This window comes from Bradyrhizobium diazoefficiens (assembly GCF_016616235.1).
Classification (GTDB): Bacteria; Pseudomonadota; Alphaproteobacteria; order Rhizobiales; family Xanthobacteraceae; genus Bradyrhizobium; species Bradyrhizobium diazoefficiens_H.
This window is the reverse complement of record NZ_CP067100.1, coordinates 1575172-1599327: the sequence shown is the minus strand read 5'-3', so window position 1 is coordinate 1599327 and position 24156 is coordinate 1575172. Positions and strand designations below refer to the sequence as shown.

Below are 24156 nucleotides of genomic sequence, written 5' to 3'. Positions count from 1 at the left end.
GCGCACCGTCTTCGCGACTACAGCCCCGCTCAATCTCGTTACCAGCGCGACACCGGCTTGCTGCAACGCAGCGGCATGGGCTTGCTGCGAAAGCACGAATTGACTTCCGCTGAGTCGTTGCGACAGATGAGCGCGGGATCGCAGTGATGACTGCTGGCCCAGCGAAACGCTCCGGGAGGAGACGAGAATGTTCGATCGACGCGACCTGCTCAAAGGAGCAGGCCTTGCCGCCATGGCGGCCACACTGAATTCCAGCAAGGCGCTGGCCCTCGACACCGTCACGCTCCCATTCGCCAATGGCGAACGGCCGCTGGTGAAATATCCGCAGAAGCGGCTGATGATCGGCCTGACCAGCCGGCCGCCGCAGCTCGAGACGCCGTTCGCGGTGTTCAACGACGGCCCGATCACGCCCAACAATGCGTTCTTCGTGCGCTATCACCTCTCCGACCTGCCCTACAATCTCGACCCCGACAAATTCACGCTGGAGGTCAAGGGCAAGGTCGACAAGCCGCTCAAGCTCTCGCTGAGCGACATCAAGAAGATGAAGGCGAGCGAGATCGTCGCCGTCAACCAGTGCTCCGGCAACAGCCGTGGCTTTTCCGAACCGCGCGTTGCCGGCGGTCAGCTCGCCAACGGTGCGATGGGCAATGCGCGCTGGCGCGGGGTGCCGCTGAAGGCCGTGCTGAACATGGCCGGCGTGCAGGCCGGCGCCAGGCAGGTCACCTTCAACGGCATGGACGGCCCGGCCAGCGACAAGACGCCCGACTTCATCAAGGCGCTCGATCTCGATCACGCCAGCGACGGCGAGGTGATGCTGGCCTATGGCATGAACGGCGAGGATTTGCCGTTCCTCAACGGCTTTCCGCTGCGGCTGGTCGTGCCCGGCTATTACGGCACCTACTGGGTCAAGCACCTCAACGAGATCACCGTCGTCGACAATGTCTATGACGGCTTCTGGATGAAGTCGGCCTATCGCATTCCCGATACGCCGAACAATGCGATCGAGCCGGGCACCGCGCCGAAGGCGACGATCCCGATCAACCGCTTCACCATCCGCTCGTTCATCACCAATGTGCCTGACGGCGCCAAGCTGAGGGCGGGCCGCACGACGCTGCGCGGCATCGCCTTCGACGGCGGCAAGGGCATCAAGGAGGTCGAGGTCTCCACCGACGGCGGCAAGACCTGGGCCAGCGCCAGGCTGGGCAAGGATCTCGGCAAATACTCCTTCCGCGAATGGAAGCTGCCGGTGAAGCTCGCAGCCGGACAGGTCGAGTTGAAGGTCCGCGCCACCGGCAATGGCGGCGAGACGCAGCCGGACACGCCGCGCTGGAACCCGGCGGGTTATCTGCGCAATGTCGTCGAAACCGTCCGCGTCAACGTGGCCTGAGGGAGAATGATCATGCAGCGTACCGTTCCCCTCGCCGCCTCACTCGCTCTCGCCGCATTGGTGGGTTCAGCACTTGCAGCGCCGGTCAATTACAAGACCCCAGATGAGGTCGCCGCGTTCAAGCCCGGGCCCAATCTCGAGGTGGTTCAGGGCAATTGCACCGCTTGTCACTCGTCCGACTACGTCGCCACGCAGCCGCCGATGAAGGACAAGAAAGGCTTCTGGCAGGCCGAGGTCACCAAGATGATCAAGGTCTATGGTGCGCCGATCGACGATGCCGATGTCGGCAAGATCGTCGATTATCTGGCCAACACGTACTGACGGCGAGCGCGCTTTCTCTTACCCTCCCCGGACGGGAGGGTCAGGAAGAACCGCCGCTCTTCCCTCTTTCGCAAGATGGCACGCGGCGCCCTGGTCGTTTGATCGCGAAACGGGCAAATCCGGTAAAAACGCTGCGAAGTTGAGCGGAATTCGGCGAAATGCCGATGTGGTTTGAGCTACCAAGCCCGCCACAATCCGCGTATCCTGTTAGGACCGAACCGGCCGGTTGGCGGGGACTGGCGGTTCGCGATCTCGGAGGAAGACCCGCGGAGAAGTCGTGATGGCTAAAGGTACGGTCAAGTGGTTCAACCCGACGAAGGGTTATGGATTTATCCAGCCTGCGTCGGGGGGCAAGGATGTGTTCGTGCATATCTCGGCAGTGCAGAAGGCCGGTCTGTCCACCCTCAACGAGGGACAGACGGTTGAATACGAAGAGATCGCAAATCGGGGCAAGACCTCCGCAGAGAACCTCAAAGTATAAGCCCGCCAGCCTTTGCTGCCTCCCGGATTTGTCCGGGAGCGGGCCAAGAAAATTTTAGAAGACGGCCAGTGCATTCGACGACAGGCGTTGCGACTGCACACGGAGAGCTATTTTTCCCGCGAAGACCGCATCTTTCAACGCCACAGCAACGACAATCGCGACGGCACTTCGTCAACCCACCGGCAACGGTGCGTCGCGCTTGATCTCCTCCATCACCGCATAGGTCCGCGTCTCGCGCACGCCCGGCATCGACAGCAGGGTCTCACCGAGGAAGCGTCGATAGGCGGTCATGTCCGCAAGCCGCGCCTTCAGCAGATAGTCGAAGCCGCCGGCGACCATGTGACACTCCAGCACTTCAGGGGCGAGTTTCACCGCGCGCGCGAAGCGCTCGAAATTGTCCGGCGTGGTCTTGTCGAGCAGCACCTCGACGAACACGAGCAGGCCAAGTCCCAGCCGGTGCGGATTGAGCCGCGCGCCGTAGCCTTCGACGAAACCCTCGCGCTGCAAGCGCTTCAGCCGCTCGCCGATCGAGGTCGGCGACAGGCCGATGCGTTCGGCGAGCTCGACATTGGCGATTCGCCCATCTTGCTGCAAAACCGCGAGGATTTTCCGGTCTGTTCGATCAAGTTCCATATTTTATCTTGCCTGTGACCAGCCTATCTTCATTTTCTAAGGCAATTGGTCTAGTTTGTCTATCGAACTACGGTCAGGTGGGCCTTATCCTGGGTTTCAGCCACAGGACACGCCATGCCGAACATTCCGCCGCCCTTCACCGCGCCTTACGCGCCTGATGATTCCGAGATCGCAGCAAAGCTCTTGCCGGCTTCGCATCTGGCCCCGCCGCAGGAAGCGCGGATCGACCGCACCGCGACGCGGCTGGTCGAGGCGATCCGCAAGCGCGACGACCGGCTCGGCGGGGTCGAGGACATGCTGCGGGAGTTCGCGCTCTCGACCAAGGAAGGTCTGGCGCTGATGGTGCTGGCCGAGGCGCTGCTGCGCGTGCCAGACGCGCGCACCGCGGACCAGTTCATCGAGGACAAGCTCGGCGAGGGCGACTTCATCCATCACGAAACGAAGTCCACGGCGTTCCTGGTCAACGCCTCGGCCTGGGCGCTCGGCCTGTCGGCCCGGGTGATCCAGCCCGGCGAGACACCTGACGGCACCATCGGCCGGCTGGTGAAGCGGCTGGGCGCGCCGGCGGTGCGCACCGCCACGCGCCAGGCGATGCGGCTGATGGGCAATCATTTCGTGCTGGGCGAGACCATCGAGCAGGCACTGGAGCGAGGCAGGCCGCGCTCCGGCCAGAAGTCGCGCTATTCCTTCGACATGCTCGGTGAAGGCGCCCGCACCGCCGCCGATGCGAAGCGCTATTTTGACGCCTATGCGAGCGCCATCGAGACCATCGGCAAGGCGGCAGGCAGCCATCCCCTGCCCGACCGGCCTGGCATCTCGGTAAAACTCTCGGCGCTGCATCCGCGCTTCGAGGCGATCAGCCGCGAACGCGTGATGCGCGAGCTGGTGCCGCAGCTGCTCGATCTCGCCCGGCGCGCCAAGGCCCATGATCTCAATTTCACCGTCGACGCCGAGGAGGCCGACCGGCTGGAGCTGTCACTCGACGTGATCGCGGCAACGCTCGCTGATCCCTCCCTTGCTGGCTGGGACGGCTTCGGCCTCGCCATTCAGGCCTACCAGAAGCGCGCCAGCGCGGTGATCGACTATGTCGATGCACTGGCCCGTGCGCATGACCGCAAGCTGATGGTGCGGCTGGTCAAGGGCGCCTATTGGGACACCGAGATCAAGCGCGCGCAGGAGCGCGGACTCGACGGCTATCCCGTGTTCACGCGCAAGGCGATGACGGATCTGAACTACGTCGCCTGCGCGACGAAGCTGCTGGCCTTGCGGCCGCGCATCTTCCCGCAATTCGCCACCCACAACGCGCTGACGGTCGCGACCGTGCTGGAGCTCGCGGACGGCAGCGGCGGCTTTGAATTCCAGCGCCTGCACGGCATGGGCGAGGCGCTCTACGAGCAGCTCGCCAAGGATCACCCTGATATCGCCTACCGCACCTACGCGCCGGTCGGCAGCCATCGCGACCTGCTTGCCTATCTGGTGCGGCGGCTGCTGGAGAACGGCGCCAACTCGTCGTTCGTGGCACAGGCCGCCGATTATCGCGTCCCCGTCCCAGCGCTGTTGCAGCGTCCGGCGGATGCCATTGTCCGGCCGCAAGCGGCGGCCCATCCAAAAATTCCGCTGCCGGCCGATCTGTTCGCGCCCGAGCGGCGCAATTCGCACGGCGTCGAGTTCGGCGAGCGTGCCGCGCTCGACCGGTTGCTGGCGGACGTCAGGGCGGAAGCGGCCGATCTCAAGCCGCTCCCCGATGCGACGCCTGATCAAGCCAATGCAGCCATCGCCGCGGCACGCACGGGTTTTTCCAGTTGGAGCCGGACGCCGGCAGCCCTGCGCGCGGCAGCGCTGGAGCAGGCGGCGCACCTGCTGGAGAGCCGCAGCGCCCATTTCATCGCGCTCTTGCAACGCGAAGGCGGCAAGACGCTCGACGATGCGCTGTCGGAGCTACGCGAGGCCGCGGATTTCTGCCGCTATTATGCCGCGCAGGGCCGAAAGCTGTTTGGCAGCGAAGCCGCCATGCCGGGCCCGACCGGCGAGAGCAACGTGCTCGCCATGCGCGGTCGCGGCGTGTTCGTGGCGATCTCGCCGTGGAATTTCCCGCTGGCGATTTTCCTCGGCCAGGTCACAGCGGCCTTGATGGCCGGCAACAGCGTGGTGGCAAAGCCCGCCGAGCAGACGCCGTGCATCGCGCGTGAGGCCGTTGCCCTGCTGCACGAGGCCGGCATCCCCAAGAGGGGGCTGCATCTCGTCACCGGCGACGGCCGCACCGGCGCGGTGCTGACCGCGCATCCTGATGTCGCCGGAATCGTCTTCACCGGCTCGACCGAGGTCGCGCGGGCGATCAACCGGACGCTCGCCGCCAAGGACGGGCCGATCGTGCCGCTGATCGCGGAGACCGGCGGCATCAACGCCATGATCGCCGATGCCACCGCGCTGCCCGAGCAGGTCGCCGACGATGTCGTCACCTCCGCTTTCCGTTCCGCCGGCCAGCGCTGCTCGGCGCTGCGGCTCTTGTTTGTGCAGGAGGACGTCGCCGACCGTATGATCGAGATGATCGCGGGCGCCGCGCGTGAATTGAGGATCGGCGATCCCGCAGATGTCGCGACCCATGTCGGGCCGGTGATCGACCTCGAGGCCAAGCAGCGGCTCGATGCGCATATCGCGCGGATGAAGGGAGAGGCGCGGCTGCACTTTGCCGGCACGACGCCGGAAGGCTGCTTCGTCGCGCCGCACATCTTCGAGCTCAACGACGCCGGCCAGCTTACCGAGGAGGTGTTCGGCCCGATCCTGCATGTTGTGCGCTACCGCGCCGAAAACCTCGAACGCGTGCTGCAGGCGGTCGATCGCACCGGCTACGGGCTCACCCTCGGTGTCCATTCCCGCATCGACGACACCATCGAAGCCATCATCGATCGCGTTCAGGTCGGCAACATCTATGTCAACCGCAACATGATCGGCGCCGTGGTCGGCGTGCAGCCGTTCGGCGGCAACGGCCTGTCCGGAACCGGCCCGAAGGCCGGCGGCCCGCACTACCTCGCGCGGTTTGCCACCGAGCAGACCGTGACCATCAACACGGCGGCCGCGGGCGGCAACGCTGCACTGCTGGCAGGCGAGGAATAGATTACAGACAGGAGCCGTCCTTGTCGCCGCGCGCGGCATTGCCGCACGGGATGCGCTTGGACAGCTGCTGGATCTTCAGCTTGGACTGGTTTTGTGCCGCGATGTCGAACACGCTGGCCGGCGTCAGCTCGGTGGCGCTGCGATAGTCGCTGGCCGCCTTGTCCAGATCGCCCTTGGCCTCGTAGGCACCCGCGCGCGCGAAATAGCGCTCGATCGTCGGCTTCTGCATGATCGCCTTGCCGAGATCGTCCAGCGCCTTGTCGTATTGCTGCATCGAGGTGAAGGCGATCCCACGCAGGCCGAGCGCATCCGGATCGTTCGGCCGCATGCGCAGCACAGCATCGAGGTCGGTCATGGCGTGGGCTGCATCCTTCTTGGCGAGGTAGGCGCGTGCGCGGAGCGTGCGCACGAATGCATCGGCGGGCGTCTTGCCGGCGAGCTGGTCGAGCGCCACGATGGCGCGGTCATATTGTCCCGAGATCAGCATCGCCAGCCCCTGGCCAAGCTCGGCGGTCTGATTATTGGGGTTGCGATCGAGCGCGTTCTTGACGTCGACCAGGCCCTCATTTGTGTTTCCCTTCAACAGCAGCACCAGCCCGCGCGAGGCACGCGCGGCGTCGTTGAGCGGATTGAGCACCAGCGAACGGTCGAAATCGACCACGGCCTTGTCGTTCTGGTTGAGCCCCATATAGGCCTGACCGCGCTCGGAATAGGCCATGTAGTCCCTGTCGTTGAGCGCGATCGAGCGGTCGTAATCGGCGATGGCGTCCTGCAATTTTCCGGTCAGGCGGCTGACCATGCCGCGGCAGACGAAGGCGGCGGCATTGTTCGGATTGGAGCTGAGCGCCTGATTGGCAGCGGCCGCCGCCTGATCGAACTGCTTCAGGCCGATCAAGGCCACCGACCGTGAGGTCAGCAATTGCGAGTCGTTCGGCTTCAGCTCGAGCAGCACGTCGAGGTCGGTCTTTGCTTCGGCGAAACGAGACAACGACAGGCTCGCCGCCACGCGAAATCGGAGCGCAGCCTGGTTGCGGGGGTCGGCTGCGAGCACCGTGTTGAGGCGAGGAAGCGCCTCGGCGTATTTCTTCTGGGCCATCAGCTGCGCCGCCTCGCTCAGGGCCGGCGGCGAGGTCCGCAGCGTTCCCGGCGGGATCGTCGCCAGCGGCGCCGTTGCCTGCGGCACCGGCGGAGCCGCAGTAGCCTCCTTGGTCGCAGCAGAAGCAGGCGTCCCACCCTTCACCTTCGCGAGCTCGGCCTGCATCGCGATGGCGGATTGCTTCTGTTGCTGTGCGGCCGGGTCGTTCGGGGCAACCGACAGAACCTTGTCGAAGTCCGCAATCGCGCGCGCGTAGTCGCCCTTGGAGCTGAAGAGCTGTCCCCTTGCGAAATAGAAAGCACGATCGGGACGCGGCGTCTGCGCGATCGCACGCGAAAAATCCTCGATGGCGTGATCGATATCGCCCTTGCGGCGATAGACCTGGCCGCGCCAGTAGAAGGCCACCGGCAGGCTCGTCGTCATCGAGATCGCGGTGTTGAGGTCGGTCATGGCCTGATCGAGCTGGGCGGTCTCGATATAGGCCCGCGCACGCCCGACATAGGCCTGGACGAAATCCTGGCGCAGGCTGAGCGCCTCGGTGAAATCCGCGGCGGCATCCGTCCACTGCTTCTGATCGATCCTGAGGCTGCCACGCGCCGCATGCGCGTTCGGCGACTTGGGATCGAGCTCGATGGCCTGGTTGATGTCGGCGAGCGCGCCGGCGAAATCTGCCTTTCGCTGTCGCGCATAGCCGCGCGACAGCAGGGCGGGAACGGATTTCGGGTCGAGCTGGACCGCCGCATCGGCGTCCGCCAGCGCGGCATCGAGGTTGGAGCGGCTCATGAACAGGCGGGATCTGTTCACATGGGCGCGAACGCGCTCGTCGGCGGTGTGTGATGGATCGTCGATGACGGCGGTGCAGGCAGATTCGATCTTCGCGGCGGCCGGGCCGTTGCAGTCTTCGAGGTCGCCCGCATGGGCCGCAGCGGGCACGGCGCACCAGATCATGAATGCAGCCGGGAGCGTCAGGCGGACGAACGGCATCGACATGGCCGGCTGATCCTTCGAGACGAAGACGTGCCGGCTCGATGAGGGTCGAGCCGGCGGAGAAGCTCTACAACCGGAACGAGGCGATTGCCATAACCGTCCGGCATGCCGACCCCCGAGAAAGCGACTGCCGGACGCCGTTGCATCCCGGGGGAACATCGGTCAAATGATTGTGCTGTCAGGGATTGCGAAATTCCAGCCGGCGGAACCAATAGCGAGGGAACAACGCCGCGATGGAAAAAGGCATTTTTGCAGGGCTCAAGGTCCTGGACTGCGCGAGCTTCATCGCCGCGCCCGCGGCTGCGACCGTGCTGTCGGATTTCGGCGCCGACGTCATCAAGATCGAGCCGCCCGGCGCGGGAGACCCCTATCGCAATTTGCCGAACCTGCCGGGCTATCCGGCCGGCGAGCACAATTTCGCCTGGCTGCTGGAGGCCCGCAACAAGAAGAGCATCGCGCTCGACCTTGCAAAGTCCGAGGCGCAGGCCGTGCTCTACAAGCTCGTGCAAGAGGCCGACGTCTTCATCACCAACATGCCGCCGCCGGTGCGCGCCAAACTCGGCATCACCTATGGCCACCTCGCCCATCTTAACGACCGGCTGATCTATGCCTCCTTCACCGGCTACGGCGAGAAGGGCGAGGAAGCCAACAAGCCCGGCTTCGATAGCAACGCCTATTGGGCGCGTTCCGGCCTGATGGACCTCGTGCGCGCCGACACCGACACCACCCCGGCCCGCTCGGTCGCCGGCATGGGCGACCACCCCTGCGCCATGGCGTTTTACGGCGCCATCGTCACCGCGCTGTATCAGCGCGAGAAGACCGGCAAGGGCTCGCATGTCAAATCGAACCTGATGGCGAATGGGGTGTGGGCGGCGAGCGTGCTGGCGCAGGCCAAGCTCTGCGGGGCCAAGTTCGGCGAGCGGCGGCCGCGCGAACGGGCGCTTAATGCGGTCGCCAACCACTACCAGTGCAAGGACGGCCGCTGGCTGATCCTGTCGCTGCTCAACGAGGAGCGGCAGTGGCCGGCGCTGGCCAAATGCCTCGGGCGCGAAGACCTGATCGACGATCCCCGCTTCGCCACCAAGGCCGATCGCCACGCCCGCTCGGTCGAGCTGATCAAGATTCTGGACGAGACCTTCGCCACCAGGGACCTCGCCGAATGGCGCGAGATTCTCGACGGCAACGGCCTCGTGTTCGGCGTCGTCGGCATTCTCGACGACATTCCCAATGACAAGCAGATGCTCGAGAACGAGGTGCTGGTGCCGTTCGAGAACGACACCATGCTCACCATCAACAGCCCGATCTGGATCGACGGCGCCAAGAAAGTCCAGCCGCGCAAGCCGCCCGGCGTCGGCGAGCACAGTGACGAGATTTTGCGCGCGGCGGGATATGACGAGCAGGCGATCAAAGAGCTGCGGTCGAAGGGGGCGGTGGGCTAAGGTGCACTGACGCCACATACTCCGCTATCGTCCCGGACAAGCGTAGCGCAGATCCGGGACGACGGCGAGGAGATAGCTCGCGCCACAAAGTCCCCATTGCGAGGTCCCATGCCCAGCTACCGCCTGCACTACTTCCCGGAATCCGGCAACAGCTACAAGCTGGCGCTGATGCTGACGCTTTGCGGCGAGACCTTCGAGCCGGTGTGGACCGATTTCGGCGGCGGCGTCACGCGCACGGCGGAATGGCGCCGGAACGTCAACGAGATGGGCGAGATTCCCGTGCTCGAGATCGACGGCGTGAAGATGACGCAGACCGCGCCGCTCCTGCTCAAGCTTGTCGGGCAATATGGCCGTTTCGGCGCCGAGATGGAGCAGGAAAAGTTCGAGCTGCTGCGCTGGCTGTTCTGGGACAACCACAAGCTCACCGGCTACATGGCGACCTACCGCTTCATGCGCGCCTTCACCGAGAACAACGATCCGCAGGTGCTGAAGCATTTTCGCCGGCGGCTCGACGACTTCCTCGGCATCCTCGACGGGCATCTCCAACACAATGAATTCGCGATCGGAGTGAGGCCCACGATCGCCGACATCTCGATGATGGCCTATCTGCACTATCCGAGCGACGAGCACGGCTTCGATTTCGCCGCGAGCCATCCCGCCATCCACGCCTGGCTCGGCCGCATGGCCGCGCTGCCCGGCTGGAAGCCGGCGTATGAGCTGCTGCCAGGGCAACGGATGACGAACTACGCGAGTTGAGGGGCGAGCGCTCTTTCTTCTCCCTCTCCCCGTTGTTACGGGGCCGCGACGAGCTTCGCTCGCGCTGAGAGGGTTGGGGTGAGGGGCTGCTTCCGCAATCACGATGAGAGTTGGACCCGCGGAGAGTCCCTCTCACCCGGAATTCGCGCTTCCGCGCGAATTTCGGCCTCTCCGCGCAAGCGGGAGAGGCGAAGAGAAACTCCGCGTCGTTACTTTAGCGCCAGCCAGCCGAGCGTGAACAGGATCCCGCCGACAATCGCCGCCACCGTCATCGCCCAGGCGCTGACGCGGATGCTGCCGGTCACCTGCTTGGCTTCCTCATTGCGCGCGATCTCGCGATTGCGCTCCTTGTTGGCTTCGCTGGTGTCTGTCATGGTCATCCAAATCGCTTGAGGCTTAACGCGTCTTGATGAAGCACATGCCGATGCGGCGCGAGGCCGCGGCGGCCTGACAGGTCAAGCCTTTAGCACAGCTCCATGACGTAAAACTCTCATCCCGCGTTCCTGATCCCGCATTTGGCAGGGAACAATGCGCGCCCCATCCGTCCTGATATTCGCTGCCGCCAAGCTCTCCGCTGCCACGGGTCTGCGGCCGGCTGGCAAATCCGCGTGAGAAATCAGGGCGTTTGCCCGCAGCGAACGCGGCAAGGATGTCGCGCCGGCGGAGCTGGTCGCCGACAAAATGCGGCGAGGCCGGCACGATGGTGGCGTTGGACGGCTTGTCCGCGAGCCAGTCCACGCCGGGAAAATGAAAACCGCCGATGCCGCGGGTCTGGTGGCAGCCGGCGCAGGTGACGTCGTTGAGGCGGCGCTGGAAGCCCGCGATGGAGCGGATGTTCTGCAGGTCCCCGCGCGCGGCCGCCTGCTTTAGCGCGCCGACCACGTCGTCGTCGCTGAAGACGGGATTGTCCTTGCCCTCACCTTGCGTCATGCCGAATTCCGGCTGCAACGCAGACGCATCGAGCCCGGCCGGCGTCGGCACCACCGCAGCCTTGGCCAGAAACTTCTCAGGGATCAGCACCGTGCCGCGATCGAACTCGCGCAAGTTCTCGGGCGTCAGCAGCCAGTCCTTGAAATCGCGCCGGAGCGCATCGTCGGCGAGAATGCGGTCGCGGTCGATCTGGTTCTCCAGCGTCGCTTCCTCGAAGGTCTTCGTCGCAGCATTGTACTTGAACACCTTAAGCAGATAGTCGGAGCGGAAATCATGCAGCGCCGATTTCGGCGCGACAGAGACCTGGATGTTGGTCTCGATGCGGTCGAGCATGGCATCGGTGGGGTGGAAGCTGCCGCCGATCAGCCCCTGCCAGTCGCCATTGTCGAGCCAGCGTCGCGCAATCTCGGCGCAGGTGATCGGCTTACCGCTCGCGTCGGTCTGGCGCGCATCGCGCGCCTTCATCACCAGGTTGAGCGTCATCGGCAGACGCGTCCCCAATTTGCCGCCGTCCGGCTTCGTCTCGAACCGCGCCAGACGGTAGATCAACCGGATCTCGCCGCAGGATTCTTCCGAGACATAGGCGCGGTCCATGCGGTTGACGATGCCGGCCAGCACGAACCGCGTGTCGGGCGATTTCAGATTGGCCCGATCGAACAGCTGCACGTCAAAGCCCTCGCCGACGCCGAGGGTCTCGCCCGGATAGGCCGCCTTCTGCTGCGCAATGTAGCGCTCGAACTCCGCGTCGATCGCGGGTGGAAGGAGCGCAAGCTGCGGCAGCGACGAGAACATCAAGTCGGTCGTCAGCGGAAAATCCGCGTTCCGCTCCGGCCGCAACAGGCGCGAGATCGTGAGTGCATCGCTCTGATCGAGCTTGCGCAGCAGATCGGGATCGGTGATCGCCGTGCCGCGCCTCAGCGGCGCGGTCTCCGCTGCGACGAGCGAGACAGCGCCGCCCAACAAGACGACGGCAGCAACGAGAATTCGCAACACCCGGCTCATGGCTCAGGTAACACCGCGCCGGGACGCCTATTCAAGCAAAAAGGCGCCTCACATGGTGGTGAAGCGCCTCTTTGAAAGTCGAATACAGTTTCGCTTAGCGCGCGACGATCAGGCCCTTGCTGGTGACGACCACCCAGCGGCCGTCCTGGCGGCGGATCGCATCGACGCGGCCGACGCCGGGAATGGGATCGCCGGCATAGACCTCGTAGAGACCGCCGCGGCCTTCGATCAGCGCGCCGCCATTGGCGACGTCGCGCAGCCTCCAGCCCTCGATCGTCGGCAGCCGGCCGACCTCGGCCTTGGGGGCGGCGGGCGCGGGTGCCGGTAAAGCGGCCGCGGTCGCAACCTGGGCCGGCGCGATCGAGCCGGTGGTTTCCTTGGCCGGCGCAGCCGCGGCCTGCACGGGCGCGGGCGCGGCGGGCGGCGTGGCGCGGAGCTTGTCGACGGTCTCGGACAGCTTTGCCAGCTTGGCCAGCGGCTCGGCCTGGGCCTTCTCGAGCTTGTCGAGGCGGTCGTTGGCGCGGTTGAACTGGCTGAGGCCGGTCTTGGACGTGTGCTCGACATTCGCCTTGAGCGCGACGAGGTCGGCATCGATCCGCGCGACCGATGCATCCAGCGCGCTGGTGTCGGCGACCTGCGCCGGCGCGGCGGCCGGGGCTGCAAAGTGCATCATGCCGGCGGTCGCGAGTGCGCCGCTGATGGCACCGACGCTGGCCGCAATCGCCACCACCGCGGCCATCGCCGACAGGCGGCGCTTGCCGCCGGCCTCGCGCGGTTCGTCCGCCTTCGCATGCGAAGCAAACGCCTCGCGGTCCCAGGACCGATCCGAGGGCGCCATGACGATGAGCTTGCCGGGCTTCGGCTCGGGCTTGCCCTCGGCTTTGGGATCGAATTTCGGCACCTCGATCCGGGGCGGTTCAGCCGTGGGGGCATCCGCTTTCACCGGATCAGGCTTCGGCGGCGCCTCATGGTCAGGGGCGATCGAGGGGGCCTCGAAACCGGCGGCAGCCTCGACGGCCTGCGGCGCGGTCGCGGCGGCTTCGACGACGCCATTATCCTGGGCAGCCTGCTCGGGCATTGGTTGGCTCACAGCTCAAATACTCCAGTCTGGATTGACCTTTTGGTAACTTTCATTGCTTGCGAAATCCTTACCTCCGGACCCGCTTACGGAAATTTTAGGAACTCATCCGGGGCCGAATTTGGCCGGGAAAGTGGAACCGGCGTGGCAGCGCGCAACAAATTGTCAGTCGATGCTGCTCTGCGGCAGAGACCGGCTTTAGCCGAAGGGGTTGTTTGCCCGTCATCGGCGTCCGGCTAACATGAGCCGTCCCGTCAGCCAGAAGGCGTTAGAGGGTGCCACTTTTGGGGTGCCATTTGGGGGTGCCATGACGATCGAGAAATGCATCAACGCGTTTGGTGTCGATGACGTCATCTTCGAAGAGGGCTCGACCGGCCGCGAGTTGTTCGTCGTCCTCGACGGCGAGGTCGAGATCGCCAAGATGAACGGCGCGAGCAAGACCACCATCGTCAAGCTCGGCAAGGGCGAGTTCTTCGGCGAGATGGCCGTGATCGACGGCTCCGCGCGCTCGGCGACTGCGATCGCCTCACTGCCGAACACGAAGGTGATGCGTATCAACCACGCCCGTTTCGTCTACCTCGTCAGCCAGCAGCCGGCGTTTGCATTGATGGTGATGGATGCGCTGTCGAAACGCCTGCGCGCCTCCAACGCCGTCACCTACCGGGCAGCAGAATCATGAGCGAACGGAAGCCGACCGCATTTCCGATTCTGATGAAGAACGACACCTGCTCGCTGATCCAGGCGGCGGAGGACGTCTACCAGATCCGCTTCTCCAATCGGGCCGCGAACGCCTATCTCGTGCGCGGTTCGGCGCGGACGATCCTGATCGACGTCGGCCTCTCCTCGAACTATCCGGCGATGGTCGAGTGCCTGAACTTCGCGGGCTGCCCGCCAGAGAAGATCGACATGGTGGTGCTGAGCCACGAGCATCTCGACCATATCGGCGCCGCCTGGCATTTCAACGAGCGCCGCACCTTCATCGCCGCCCATCGGCTCGCCGCCAACAAGATCATGCTGCGCGACGACTTTTCGATGCTGCGAAAAATGTTCAACGAGCCGAACGTGCCTGTTAATATCGACATCTGGCTCGAGGAGGGCAACCTGATCGACCTCGGCAATTTCCGTCTCAACGTGATGTACACGCCGGGCCACACCTCGGCCTGCATCACGCTGTTCGACCAGGACAAGGGCCTGCTGTTCGCCGCCGATACGCTGATGCCGGGCGGCGTGATGGGCGGCGTGTTCGGCTCGGGCAGCATCTCCGACTACATCCAGTCGCTGGAACGCATCAAGGGGCTGGATACGAAGATCCTGTTGTCGGGACATGGGCGCCTCTCCGACACCCCGCAGGAGGATGTCCGCATCGCGATCGCGCGGTCGCATGGCCTGTTGGAGGACACCGCGCAATTGTTCGACGCGCTGGACGCCCGCTCGAACTTCGAGCCGATCATGCAGTCGGTGCGGGATCTGAACAAGCTGGACGATTGATCGCGCAAACCTCTACCACAACCGTCATTGCGAGCGCAGCGAAGCACCCCAGGCTGTCACCGCGGGAAGATTCTGGATTGCCTCGCTGCGCTCGCAATGACGGAGTTCGAAGCTCACATCACCACAGGCTTATCCGGCAGCTCGTTCGGATGCGCACCCGCCGGGGGAAAATGCTTCGCCAGCTCCTTCGACACTGCCTCGATGCCACTGATCACGCCGCGCTCGAACTGGCCCGAGGCGAATTCGGCCTCCATCGCGCGGCAGATGCGCTCCCACCCCTCCGCCCCTACCTTCGCATGGATGCCGCGGTCGGCGATGATCTCGACGTCGCGGTCGGCGAGCAGGAGGTAGATGAGGACACCGTTGTTGTGCGCGGTGTCCCAGATGCGCAAATGCGAGAACACGTCGAGCGCCCGCGCGCGGGCCGGCTGGTTGCGGAACAGCGGGCGACCGTCGAGCGCGCCTTCGACGACGAAGCGGACCTGGCCGGAATGTGTGGCCTCGCCTTGCTTGATCGCCTGCTCAATGCGACCGAGCACCTCCGGCGGAAAGATCTGCCTTGCCCGCCAATGATGCTGCACAAGATGTCTTGCGATGCGCTTGATGCTCATGACCGCTACCAGCTCCCCGAGGCGCCGCCGCCGCCAAAACTGCCGCCGCCCCCGCTGAAGCTGCCGCTGTCGCTGCTGCCCGACGATCCGCTGCTCCAGCCGCCTCCGGCCGAGCCGCTCGACCACGCGCCGCCACGCGACAATCCCGTGCTCGGCCCCATCGCTGGAAACAGATCGGCGATGAAGCCGATGATGAAGCCAACAACGCCGAGGGCCATCGCGAGTGCGAAAGAGCCGAGCATAAGCCAGGCCAGCGCGGCGATGATGCCACCGGTCGCCAACGATCCGAGCAGGCGCCCCAGCATGGCCCGGATGAACCCGCCCACCCCGATCGAGGCGAACAGCGTCACGATGAGGAGCGGCCCGATGTCGTCCAGATTGCCGAAATTCACCGTCGGCGTGGGAACCGGCAGCGGCTCGCCGTCGATGACCCGGATCATCCGGTCGACACCGGCCGAGATGCCGCCCGCAAAATCGCCCGTCCTGAATTTCGGCGTGATGATCTCGTCGATGATACGCCGCGAGGTCACATCGGTGAGCGCGCCTTCGAGGCCATAGCCGACCTCGATGCGCAGATGCCGGTCGTTCTTGGCAATGATCAGGATCGCACCGTCGTCGACTTTCTTGCGTCCGATCTTCCAGGCCTCCGCGACGCGGATCGAGAACTGCTCGATCGTCTCCGGCTGCGTGGTCGATACGATCAGGACGGCGATCTGGCTGCCCTTGCGGGTCTCGAATTCGCGCAGCTTTTGCGTCAACGCGGCGATGTCGCTGCTGGAGAGCGTGGCGGTCTGGTCGACCACGCGGCCGGTGAGCTGCGGGACGGCCAGATCGGCCGAGGCGGCAAAGCCCCAGCCGAGGAACAGCGCGAGCAGGATGGCCTTCGCGGCGCGCATCGGAGGCGAACGCGCTTACTTCGATGGCGCCGGCGCAGGGTTGAAATCGACCTTCGGCGCGGTCGAGATCTCCCTCTCGTTCTCGACCGTGAAGTTCGGCTTCTCCTTGTAGCCGAACGCCATCGCGGTGAGATTGGTCGGGAAGGACCGGATGGTGACGTTATAGTCCTGCACCGCCTTGATGTAGCGGTTGCGCGCCACCGTGATGCGGTTCTCAGTACCCTCGAGCTGCGACATCAAATCCCTGAACAGCGCGTCCGACTTGAGCTGCGGATAATTCTCGGTGACGACCAGCAAGCGCGACAGCGCGCTGGAGAGCTCGCCTTGAGCGGCCTGGAATTTCTGGAACGCGGCGGGGTCGTTCAGTACCTCCGGCGTCGCCTGGATGCTGCCGACCTTGGCGCGCGCATTGGTGACCCCGAGCAGCACGTCCTTTTCCTGCTGCGCAAAACCCTTTACCGAATTGACGAGATTGGGCACCAGATCGGCGCGGCGCTGATACTGGTTCACCACCTCGGACCAGTTGGCCTTGATCTGCTCGTCCTCGGTCTGGATCGCGTTGTAGCCGCAATTGGTCAGGCTCAGCGAGGCCAGCGCCGCCAGCACGGTGAGGATCTTGCGCATCAAATTTCTCCCGGTGGAATCGGGGGCAAACTATCAGATTGGCGGCGGAAAGCAGCCGATTTACGCAAGCCTCTTGCCTATCATCGGCCGACATAGTCAACTCGACGAAACAACAAGACGACATGAAACGCCGGAGGAAACGCGATGTCCTCGTTCGAGACCATCCTCGTGGAGCAGCCGGAGCCGGCGATCACCCGGATCGTGATGAACCGGCCTGAGGCGCGCAACGCGCAGAACCTGCAGATGACCTACGACCTCAACGCCGCCTTCGACGCGGCGGTGCAGGACGACGCGGTCAAGGTGATCATCCTCGCCGGCAACGGGCCGCACTTCTCCTCCGGCCATGACCTGCGGCCCGGCGGCAAGAATGCCGCAGGTGTCGATTTTCCGCCGATCGGAAATTGGGGCGGCTTCGCCGAGCCGAACGCGCATGGCCGCTTTGCGCGCGAGCAGGAAATCTATCTCCAGATCACGCGGCGCTGGCGCAATCTCGCCAAGCCGACGATTGCCGAGGTGCACGGCAAGTGCATCGCCGGTGGCCTGATGCTGGCCTGGGCCTGCGACCTCATCGTCGCCAGCGACGATGCGCAATTCTGCGACCCTGTTGTCACCATGGGCGTCTGCGGGGTCGAATGGTTCGTGCATCCCTGGGAGCTCGGCCCACGCAAGGCCAAGGAGTTCCTGTTCACGGCCGACAGCTGGAGCGCGCAAGAAGCGCATCAACTCGGCATGGTCAACCAGGTTGTGCCGCGCGCAGAGCTCTGTTCATCTGTGCTGGCGTTGGCACGCCGGATCGCATCAAAGCCGGCCTTCGCGCTGAAGCTGACCAAGGAAGCCGTGAATCGCTCCGTCGATGTGATGGGCCAGCCCGCCGCGATCGATCAAGCCTTTGCGCTGCATCAGCTCTGTCACGCCCACAATCTTCAGGAGTTCGGCATGGTGGTCGACCCATCCGGCCTGCATCCGTCCGTGCGCAAGCCGCCGGCGGCCGCGGAGTAGATACATGGACCTCACTCTCAGTGACGAGCAACGGCTGCTGCGCGAGAGCGCGGAGCGCTTCGTGGCCGAAAGCTACGATGCCGAGCACCGCCGCAAAATGGCGAACGATCCGCTCGGATACAGCCCCGCAGTGTGGAAGCAATTCGCCGAGCTCGGCTGGCTGGCGCTGCCGATCGGGGAAGAGTTTGACGGGCTCGGCGGCGGCGCGGTCGAGATCGGCATTTTGATGGAAGCATTTGGCCGCGGACTGGTATCCGAGCCGTATGTCGCGACGGTGGTGCTTGGTGCTGCGCTGATCGCGCGATGCGGGAGCACGGCGCAGAAGCAGGCGCGGCTGCCGAAGGTCGCGGACGGATCGCTGAAACTCGCCTTTGCGCATTCCGAGCGCCCGGCGCGGTTCGATCTCACCAAGGTCGCGACCACCGCGCATAAGACGGCGCGGGGCTGGCGCCTTTCCGGCAGCAAGATCGCGGTGCTCGACGGCCACGCCGCCGACGAGATCATCGTCTCCGCGCACATCCATGATCATCAGGGGCCTTCGGGGCGCATTGGCCTGTTCCTGGTAGAGGCGAAAACGCCGAGCGTTGCCATGAGTGACTACCAACGTCTCGGCGGCGGTCGCGCCTGCAACATCGACTTATCAGGCGTCGAGCTGCCGGAGGACGCGCGCCTCGGTGACGGCGGCGATGCCCTGCCCGCGATCGAATGGGCTGTCGATCGCGCCATGGCCGCCCTCGGCGCGGAAGCCGTCGGCATCATGCAGACGCTGCTCGACACCACGCTCGAATACACGAAAATTCGAAAACAGTTCGGCCGGCCGCTCTCGGCCAACCAGGTGATCCGCCACCGCCTCGCCGACATGGCCATGCAGCTCGATGAGTCCCGCTCGATGGCGCTGCGGGCGGCGCTGAAGGCTGATAGTCCGCCGGTCGAGCGGGCGCGGGCCGCGTCGGGCGCGAAAGCCAAGATCGGCAAATGCGCGCGGTTCGTCGGCGAGCAGTCGATCCAGCTCCACGGCGGCATGGGCGTCACCGAGGAGCTCGAGGTCGGCGCCTATTTCAAGCGGCTGGTCGCCTTCGACACGCTGTTCGGCGGCAGCGCGCATCATTATGCCCGCCATGCGGAGCTTGGCCGCACCGCTGTACCCGCCTGACAAGGAGCGCATCATGGATCTGTCGTTCAATGCCGACGAGCGCGCCTTCCAGGACGAGGTGCGAAGCTTCATCGCAAAAAACCTCACCGAGGAGATGAAGCGCGTGACCGCGCTGACGCCGTCGGTGTTCTCCGATCCAGACGTCGGCATGGCCTGGCAACGGGCGCTGCACAGCCGAGGCTGGGGCGCGCCGGGCTGGCCGGTCGAATATGGCGGTCCCGACTGGACACCGGCACAGCGCTGGATCTTCGAGACCGAATCCGCACGCGCCGGTGTGCCGAATGTCAACGTGATGGGCGTGAAGATGGTCGGGCCCGTCATCATCGGTTTCGGCTCGCCGGAACAGAAGAATTTTTACCTGCCGCGGATTCTCTCCGGCGAAGACTATTGGTGCCAGGGCTATTCCGAGCCGGGCTCCGGCTCAGACCTGTCCTCGCTGAAAACGCGCGCGGTGCGCGACGGCGACGATTACATCATCAACGGCACCAAGATCTGGACCACGCATGCGCACCACGCCAACCGGATGTTCGCGCTGGTGCGCACCAGCGACGGCCCGCGGCAACAGGACGGCATCAGCTTCATCCTGATCGACATGAAGACGCCGGGCATCACCACGCGCCCCATTCTCACCATCGGCGGCGACCATGAGGTCAACCAGGTGTTCTTCGACGACGTGCGCGTGCCCGTCGCCAACCGCGTCGGCGAGGAAGGCAAGGGCTGGACCTACGGCAAATACCTGCTCGAGTTCGAGCGCGGCTCCGGCATTGCCTCTGCGAAGCTGCGCGAGGGATTGAAGGCGATCGCGGAGCTGGCCGAGTCCGACCTGACCGGCCGCGCCATCGACAGCTCCGACATCGCGAGCCGCATCTCCGAGGTCGAGGTCGATATCGATGCGCTCGAGATGACCGAGCTGCGCGTGCTCTCGGCACTGCAGACCGGGCAAAATCCCGGCGCGGTGTCGTCGATCCTCAAGCTGCGCAACAGCGAGATCCGCCAAGCCGTGACGCGCCTCGGCGCCGACGTGATCGGCCACGATGCGCTCGCGGTCGAGCCGATGCGCCCGCTCTACAAGCTCAACCACGAGCCTCCGATCCCGGAGGACATGCTGACGGTAATGCCGGAATACCTCAACGGCCGCGCCTACACGATCTTCGGCGGCACCTCGGAGATCCAGCGCGACATCATCGCGAAGATGATGTTGGGGATTTGAGGAGACTGAAGATTTAACCCGAGGTCGGACCGCATTCTCCGCTGTCGTCCCGGACAAGCGAAGCGCAGATCCGTGACCCATAATCACAGGGAGATGTGGTTGCCGGGATTCGGAGTTACCAGCTTCGCGCCAAACTCCACGCTGTGGTTATGGATCCCGGGTTCGCGCCCTGCGCGCCCCGGGACGACAGTTGAGTATGTCGTGACGACCAGCGCAACAACGCGCCGCGCTCAACTCGCCGCCTTCGCGTCCCGGATTGCCTGCCAGATCTTCTGCGGCGTCAGGGGCGTATTCAGCTGGGTGATGCCGAGCTCGGCGAGCGCGTCCATCACGCCGTTGGTGACGCAGGGCGGGCCGCCGATGGCGCCGGATTCGCCGCAGCCTTTTGCGCCGAGCGGGTTGGTGCGGCACGGCGCGGAATCGTCCAGCGTCACCACGATCGGCGGCACGTCGTCGGCGCGCGGGATGCAGTAGTCCTGGTAGCTTGCGGTGAGGAGCTGGCCGTCGGCATCGTAGGAGACGCCTTCATATAGCGCCTGGCCGATGCCCTGGGCGACGCCGCCATGGATCTGCCCCGTCACCAGCATCGGGTTCACGGCAACGCCGACGTCGTCGACGGTGGTGTAGCGCACGACCTTGGAGACACCGGTCTCGGGGTCGATCTCGACCTCGCAGATATGCGTGCCGTTCGGCCAGCTCGGACCATCCACTTCGCCTTCGGAATCGACGCTGAGCTTGGCACCGCTCTCCTTCTCGGCGAGATCGAACAGGCTGATGCGGCGGTCGGTGCCGACCACCGTGAGCATACCGCCCTGATACTCGATGTCCTCGACCGAGGTCTCCAGCACGTTCGCGGCCTTCTCGCGCGCCTTCTGGATCAGATCGTTGGAGGAGACCGCGACTGCCGTGCCGCCGACGAACAGTGAGCGCGAGCCGACGCTGCCGAAACCCATGGCAAGATCAGTATCGCCCTGCACGACGTCGATCTTGTCCATGGGGATGCCGAGCGTGTCGGAGATCATCTGGGTGTAGGTGGTCTGCAGCCCCTGCCCCATCGCCATGGTGCCGGAATGCAGCACGACGCGGCCCTGCGAGGTCGCATGCAGGCTGACCTTCTCGGTGTGGGCGCGGCCGCCGGTCCATTCGATGTAGGAGGCGAGCCCGCGGCCGTAGAGCAGGCCCTTCTTCTTCGCGGCCTTCTTGCGCGCGGCAAAGCCGTCCCAGTCGGCGAGCTTCACGGCGCGGTCGAGCATATGGGCGAAGGCGCCGGAATCGTAGACCTGGCCGGCCGCATTCGTGTATGGCAGTTGCGCCGGCTTGATGTAGTTGGCTTTCCGGATCGCGCGCGGATCCATGCCGATTTTTCGCGCGGCGGCGTCGAACAGGCGCTCGACGATGAACACCGCTTCGGGACGACCGGCGCCGCGATAGGCGCCGACCGGCGCGGTGTGGGTCATCACCGACTTCACCTCGAAATGCACCAGCGGCAGGTCGTAGACGCCGGTCTGCACGAATGGCCCGAGCACCAGCGGGATGATGTTGGCCGCGCCCGACGAATAGGCGCCGGTGCAGCCGATCGACTTGACGCGATAAGCCAGCACCTTGCCGTTCTCGTCAAGCGCGAAGGACGCGGTCGAGGTCAGATCGCGGCCGTGGGTGCCGCCGACGAATTCGTCGGTGCGGTCGCCGCGCCAGCGGATCTTCCTGTTCAGCTTGGTCGCAGCAAAGGCGACGATGCCGTCCTCTGGATAAACATTGGTCTTCTGGCCGAAGCCGCCGCCAATGTCGCCGACCAGCACGCGGACGCTGTCCTTGGGACGCTTGAGCACGGCTTCGGCCAGCACGTCGCGGGTCGAGGCCGGGGTCTGCGACTGCACATGCAGGAGGAGGCGGCCGGTCTTCTTGTCGATCTCGGCAATGGTCGAGCGCGGCTCCATCGCCGATGGCACCAGCCGCTGGCTGACGAGATCGAGCTCGATGGTATGCGCGGCCCTGGCGAACGCCTCGTCCACCTTGGCGGCATCGCCATAGCTCATTGCGCCGACGATGTTGTCGGGCGCCTCCGGCCACACCACGGGCGCGCCGGGCTTTACGGCTTCGACCGGATCGACCACCGCAGGCTGCACGTCGTATTCGACCACGATCGCTTCGGCCGCGCTCTGCGCCTCGGAGCGCGACGAGGCGACCACGGCGACCACGGCTTCGCCGGCATAGCGCACGACCTCATAAGCGAGCAGGCGGCGCGGCGGTACCGTCATCGGCTTGCCGTCTGGGCGCTTGAAGATGCTCAGGGTCGGAATGGTGCCGATGTCGTCCTTGACGAGGTCGGCGCCAGTGTAGATCGCGACAACGCCCGGCATCTCGGCCGCGGCGCTGGTGTCGATCGAGACGATCTTCGCATGCGCATGCGGCGAGCGCAGCACGTGCAGCCACAGCGCGCCGTCCTCCGGCTTGTCGTCGATGAACTGCCCCTTCCCGGTGAGCAGCCTCTGATCTTCCAAACGCTTGACGGGCTGGCCCGCTCCAAAACGCAAATTGCCGGGAAGAATGTTCATTCCGCTGGGTCCTCGAAATCCGGAAAAACGACCGCGGGGTTTTACCGGATTTTACGAACGAGACAACCAAGGCCCCGCACATCTGCAATGCGCTCGCCGACCGCGCGGGCCGGAAGCCAGAGCATGATCCGGAAAAGTGTGTAGCGGTTTTCCGATAAGATCATGCTCAAACAACAACCTAAAGCGCGACGACGATTCGTCCCAATCTCATCGCGCTTTAGGACCTGTCGATGTCGACGATGCCGACATTTACATCACGCGTGTCCGAGCCGCGTTTGACGGTGAGCCGAACGGCATGGCCCGCGCCAGCCTGCTCGAGCGCATCGGTCAGGTCCGAGAGCCGCCGCACCGGCTTGCCCTCGACGGCAGTGATGATGTCTCCGACCGCCGCGGTCGTCATGTTGACGCCGCGAATGCCTGCTCGCTCGGCAGGACTTCCGGGCGCGGTGCGGACCACGATCACCCCATCGACGCCCATCCGCGTCGACACGTCCTCGCTGGCGGCGACGATCCCGATTCCGGGCGTCGGCACACGGCCGTTGCGAATGAGTTCGGGAACGATCCGGTTCACGATGTCGACGGGGACCGCGAAGCCAATGCCGGCGTTCGAACCCGATGGGGATATGATCGCCGTCGTGACGCCGATCAGCCGACCGGCGGAATCGAGCAGCGGCCCGCCCGAATTGCCCGGATTGATCGCGGCATCGGTCTGAATCACATTGGCAATCTCCCGGCCGCCCTGGGTCGGAAGCCTGCGCTTGAGAGCGCTGATGATGCCGCTCGTCATCGACTGGTCGAGGCCGAAGGGATTGCCGATCGCGAAGGCGGATTGCCCGACCTTCAGGTCGTTCGAGCTGCCGAGAGCCACCGGCGGTGGGAGCTCGCGTACGCTCCGTATCCGCAGCACCGCAAGATCGTAATTAGGGGCGGTGCCCACGAGATCGACCCGGGCTACCTCTCCCGACGCAAAGCGCACCGCGATCTCGCTGCCATTGGCCACCACGTGATTGTTCGTCACGAGGTGGCCGTCGCGATCCCAGACGAATCCGGTGCCGGAGGCCTCGCCCTGGCCTTCCTCTCCCAACAGGGGATTAGCCGCCGACTTTGCCACAACCTGGACGACCGAGGGCGACACGCGCTCGAAGATGTCGATGGTCGCCTTTTCCGCGTCAGACAGAGGGCCGCGCTGCTCGACGGCGCGCGCGGCAGGCGTCCCCCATGGCATGTGCTGGATCTTGGCCGCGGTCACGGCCAGCAGCACGGCGGCCACGGCCGCCCCGGCAATTCCATAGCGACGATTCATCGGCGATCAGATCTCGTGTACTGGAAACGAGCTTGGGATTGCACATGCATGGCGTGACAGGTCTCGCTCACGCTGCAACGCCGCAAAGCTGTG

Annotated in this window: 21 protein-coding genes; 11 read left to right on the top strand and 10 right to left on the bottom strand. The window is 65.0% G+C overall.

All coding sequences use genetic code 11. The features are described from left to right. Positions 1–187 precede the first annotated feature (187 nt). The 3 genes from JJB99_RS07605 (at position 188) to JJB99_RS07595 (ending at position 2189) form a co-directional block, all read left to right on the top strand. Positions 188–1387 carry a molybdopterin-dependent oxidoreductase gene (locus tag JJB99_RS07605; protein WP_200498189.1) on the top strand — a complete coding sequence of 400 codons (1200 nt, stop codon included), beginning with the start codon at positions 188–190 and terminating at the stop codon, positions 1385–1387. A gap of 12 nt (positions 1388–1399) precedes the next feature. Then, the gene (locus tag JJB99_RS07600; RefSeq protein WP_200498188.1) at positions 1400–1708 is read left to right on the top strand and encodes a cytochrome c; all 309 of its coding nucleotides are present in this window, start codon (positions 1400–1402) and stop codon (positions 1706–1708) included. Positions 1709–1988: 280 nt separating this feature from the next. Then, positions 1989–2189, top strand: coding sequence for a cold-shock protein (locus tag JJB99_RS07595; RefSeq protein WP_008563500.1), 201 nt, complete (start codon positions 1989–1991; stop codon positions 2187–2189). Between the two features lie 171 nt (positions 2190–2360). Here the strand turns inward: JJB99_RS07595 and JJB99_RS07590 are convergent, their stop codons facing one another. Further along, on the bottom strand, positions 2361–2822 hold the full coding sequence (locus JJB99_RS07590) for an Lrp/AsnC ligand binding domain-containing protein (protein WP_200498187.1): 462 nt from the start codon (positions 2820–2822) through the stop codon (positions 2361–2363). 114 nt (positions 2823–2936) lie between these two features. Between JJB99_RS07590 and putA the strand changes: the two genes are divergently transcribed. Then, on the top strand, positions 2937–5936 hold the full coding sequence (gene putA, locus JJB99_RS07585; RefSeq protein ID WP_200498186.1) for a bifunctional proline dehydrogenase/L-glutamate gamma-semialdehyde dehydrogenase PutA: 3000 nt from the start codon (positions 2937–2939) through the stop codon (positions 5934–5936). Position 5937: 1 nt separating this feature from the next. Here putA and JJB99_RS07580 read toward each other — a convergent pair whose 3' ends face one another. After that, positions 5938–8022, bottom strand: a complete 2085-nt coding sequence (locus tag JJB99_RS07580) for a tetratricopeptide repeat protein (protein WP_200498185.1) — start codon at positions 8020–8022, stop codon at positions 5938–5940. A 230-nt stretch (positions 8023–8252) separates the two neighbouring features. Between JJB99_RS07580 and JJB99_RS07575 the strand changes: the two genes are divergently transcribed. Then, positions 8253–9458 carry a CaiB/BaiF CoA transferase family protein gene (locus JJB99_RS07575; protein ID WP_200498184.1) on the top strand — a complete coding sequence of 402 codons (1206 nt, stop codon included), beginning with the start codon at positions 8253–8255 and terminating at the stop codon, positions 9456–9458. Positions 9459–9566: 108 nt separating this feature from the next. Beyond that, entirely contained in the window at positions 9567–10214 is a 648-nt protein-coding gene (locus JJB99_RS07570) for a glutathione S-transferase family protein (protein ID WP_200498183.1), read from the top strand. 209 nt (positions 10215–10423) lie between these two features. Here JJB99_RS07570 and JJB99_RS07565 read toward each other — a convergent pair whose 3' ends face one another. The 3 genes from JJB99_RS07565 to JJB99_RS07555 all read right to left on the bottom strand — a co-directional run bounded on the left by JJB99_RS07565 (position 10424) and on the right by JJB99_RS07555 (position 13224). Next, the gene (locus tag JJB99_RS07565; protein ID WP_200500469.1) at positions 10424–10594 is read right to left on the bottom strand and encodes a hypothetical protein; all 171 of its coding nucleotides are present in this window, start codon (positions 10592–10594) and stop codon (positions 10424–10426) included. Positions 10595–10610: 16 nt separating this feature from the next. After that, the gene (locus JJB99_RS07560) at positions 10611–12146 is read right to left on the bottom strand and encodes a hypothetical protein (RefSeq protein WP_200498182.1); all 1536 of its coding nucleotides are present in this window, start codon (positions 12144–12146) and stop codon (positions 10611–10613) included. A gap of 94 nt (positions 12147–12240) precedes the next feature. Next, a complete protein-coding gene (locus JJB99_RS07555) occupies positions 12241–13224 on the bottom strand; it encodes a hypothetical protein (RefSeq protein WP_200498181.1) in 984 nt (327 codons plus the stop codon). A gap of 307 nt (positions 13225–13531) precedes the next feature. On the opposite strand from JJB99_RS07555, the gene JJB99_RS07550 reads away from it, so the two are divergent. Next, a complete protein-coding gene (locus tag JJB99_RS07550; RefSeq protein ID WP_200498180.1) occupies positions 13532–13903 on the top strand; it encodes a Crp/Fnr family transcriptional regulator in 372 nt (123 codons plus the stop codon). Then, the gene (locus JJB99_RS07545; RefSeq protein ID WP_200498179.1) at positions 13900–14712 is read left to right on the top strand and encodes an MBL fold metallo-hydrolase; all 813 of its coding nucleotides are present in this window, start codon (positions 13900–13902) and stop codon (positions 14710–14712) included. The genes JJB99_RS07550 and JJB99_RS07545 overlap by 4 nt, the downstream gene beginning before the upstream one ends. Before the next feature lie 113 nt (positions 14713–14825). Here the strand turns inward: JJB99_RS07545 and JJB99_RS07540 are convergent, their stop codons facing one another. From JJB99_RS07540 to JJB99_RS07530, 3 genes are read right to left on the bottom strand one after another with little or no spacing between them, the layout of a single operon-like run. After that, positions 14826–15323: a TPM domain-containing protein gene (locus tag JJB99_RS07540; protein ID WP_200498178.1), complete on the bottom strand. Its 498-nt coding sequence runs from the start codon at positions 15321–15323 to the stop codon at positions 14826–14828. A gap of 5 nt (positions 15324–15328) precedes the next feature. Next, a complete protein-coding gene (locus JJB99_RS07535) occupies positions 15329–16219 on the bottom strand; it encodes a TPM domain-containing protein (RefSeq protein ID WP_200498177.1) in 891 nt (296 codons plus the stop codon). A 15-nt stretch (positions 16220–16234) separates the two neighbouring features. Continuing rightward, positions 16235–16843 (bottom strand): LemA family protein, encoded by a 609-nt coding sequence (locus tag JJB99_RS07530; RefSeq protein ID WP_200498176.1) that lies wholly within the window; start codon positions 16841–16843, stop codon positions 16235–16237. A gap of 144 nt (positions 16844–16987) precedes the next feature. Between JJB99_RS07530 and JJB99_RS07525 the strand changes: the two genes are divergently transcribed. From JJB99_RS07525 to JJB99_RS07515, 3 genes are read left to right on the top strand one after another with little or no spacing between them, the layout of a single operon-like run. Next, the gene (locus tag JJB99_RS07525) at positions 16988–17842 is read left to right on the top strand and encodes an enoyl-CoA hydratase (protein ID WP_200498175.1); all 855 of its coding nucleotides are present in this window, start codon (positions 16988–16990) and stop codon (positions 17840–17842) included. A 4-nt stretch (positions 17843–17846) separates the two neighbouring features. After that, positions 17847–18995, top strand: a complete 1149-nt coding sequence (locus JJB99_RS07520; RefSeq protein WP_200498174.1) for an acyl-CoA dehydrogenase family protein — start codon at positions 17847–17849, stop codon at positions 18993–18995. Between the two features lie 13 nt (positions 18996–19008). Then, on the top strand, positions 19009–20205 hold the full coding sequence (locus JJB99_RS07515; RefSeq protein WP_200498173.1) for an acyl-CoA dehydrogenase family protein: 1197 nt from the start codon (positions 19009–19011) through the stop codon (positions 20203–20205). A 230-nt stretch (positions 20206–20435) separates the two neighbouring features. On the opposite strand, the gene JJB99_RS07510 is transcribed toward JJB99_RS07515, so the two are convergent. Both JJB99_RS07510 and JJB99_RS07505 read right to left on the bottom strand, forming a co-directional pair. Further along, complete coding sequence (locus tag JJB99_RS07510) at positions 20436–22760, bottom strand: xanthine dehydrogenase family protein molybdopterin-binding subunit (protein WP_200498172.1); 2325 nt, start codon at positions 22758–22760, stop codon at positions 20436–20438. A 217-nt stretch (positions 22761–22977) separates the two neighbouring features. After that, positions 22978–24063 (bottom strand): S1C family serine protease, encoded by a 1086-nt coding sequence (locus tag JJB99_RS07505; protein WP_200498171.1) that lies wholly within the window; start codon positions 24061–24063, stop codon positions 22978–22980. Positions 24064–24156 lie beyond the last annotated feature (93 nt).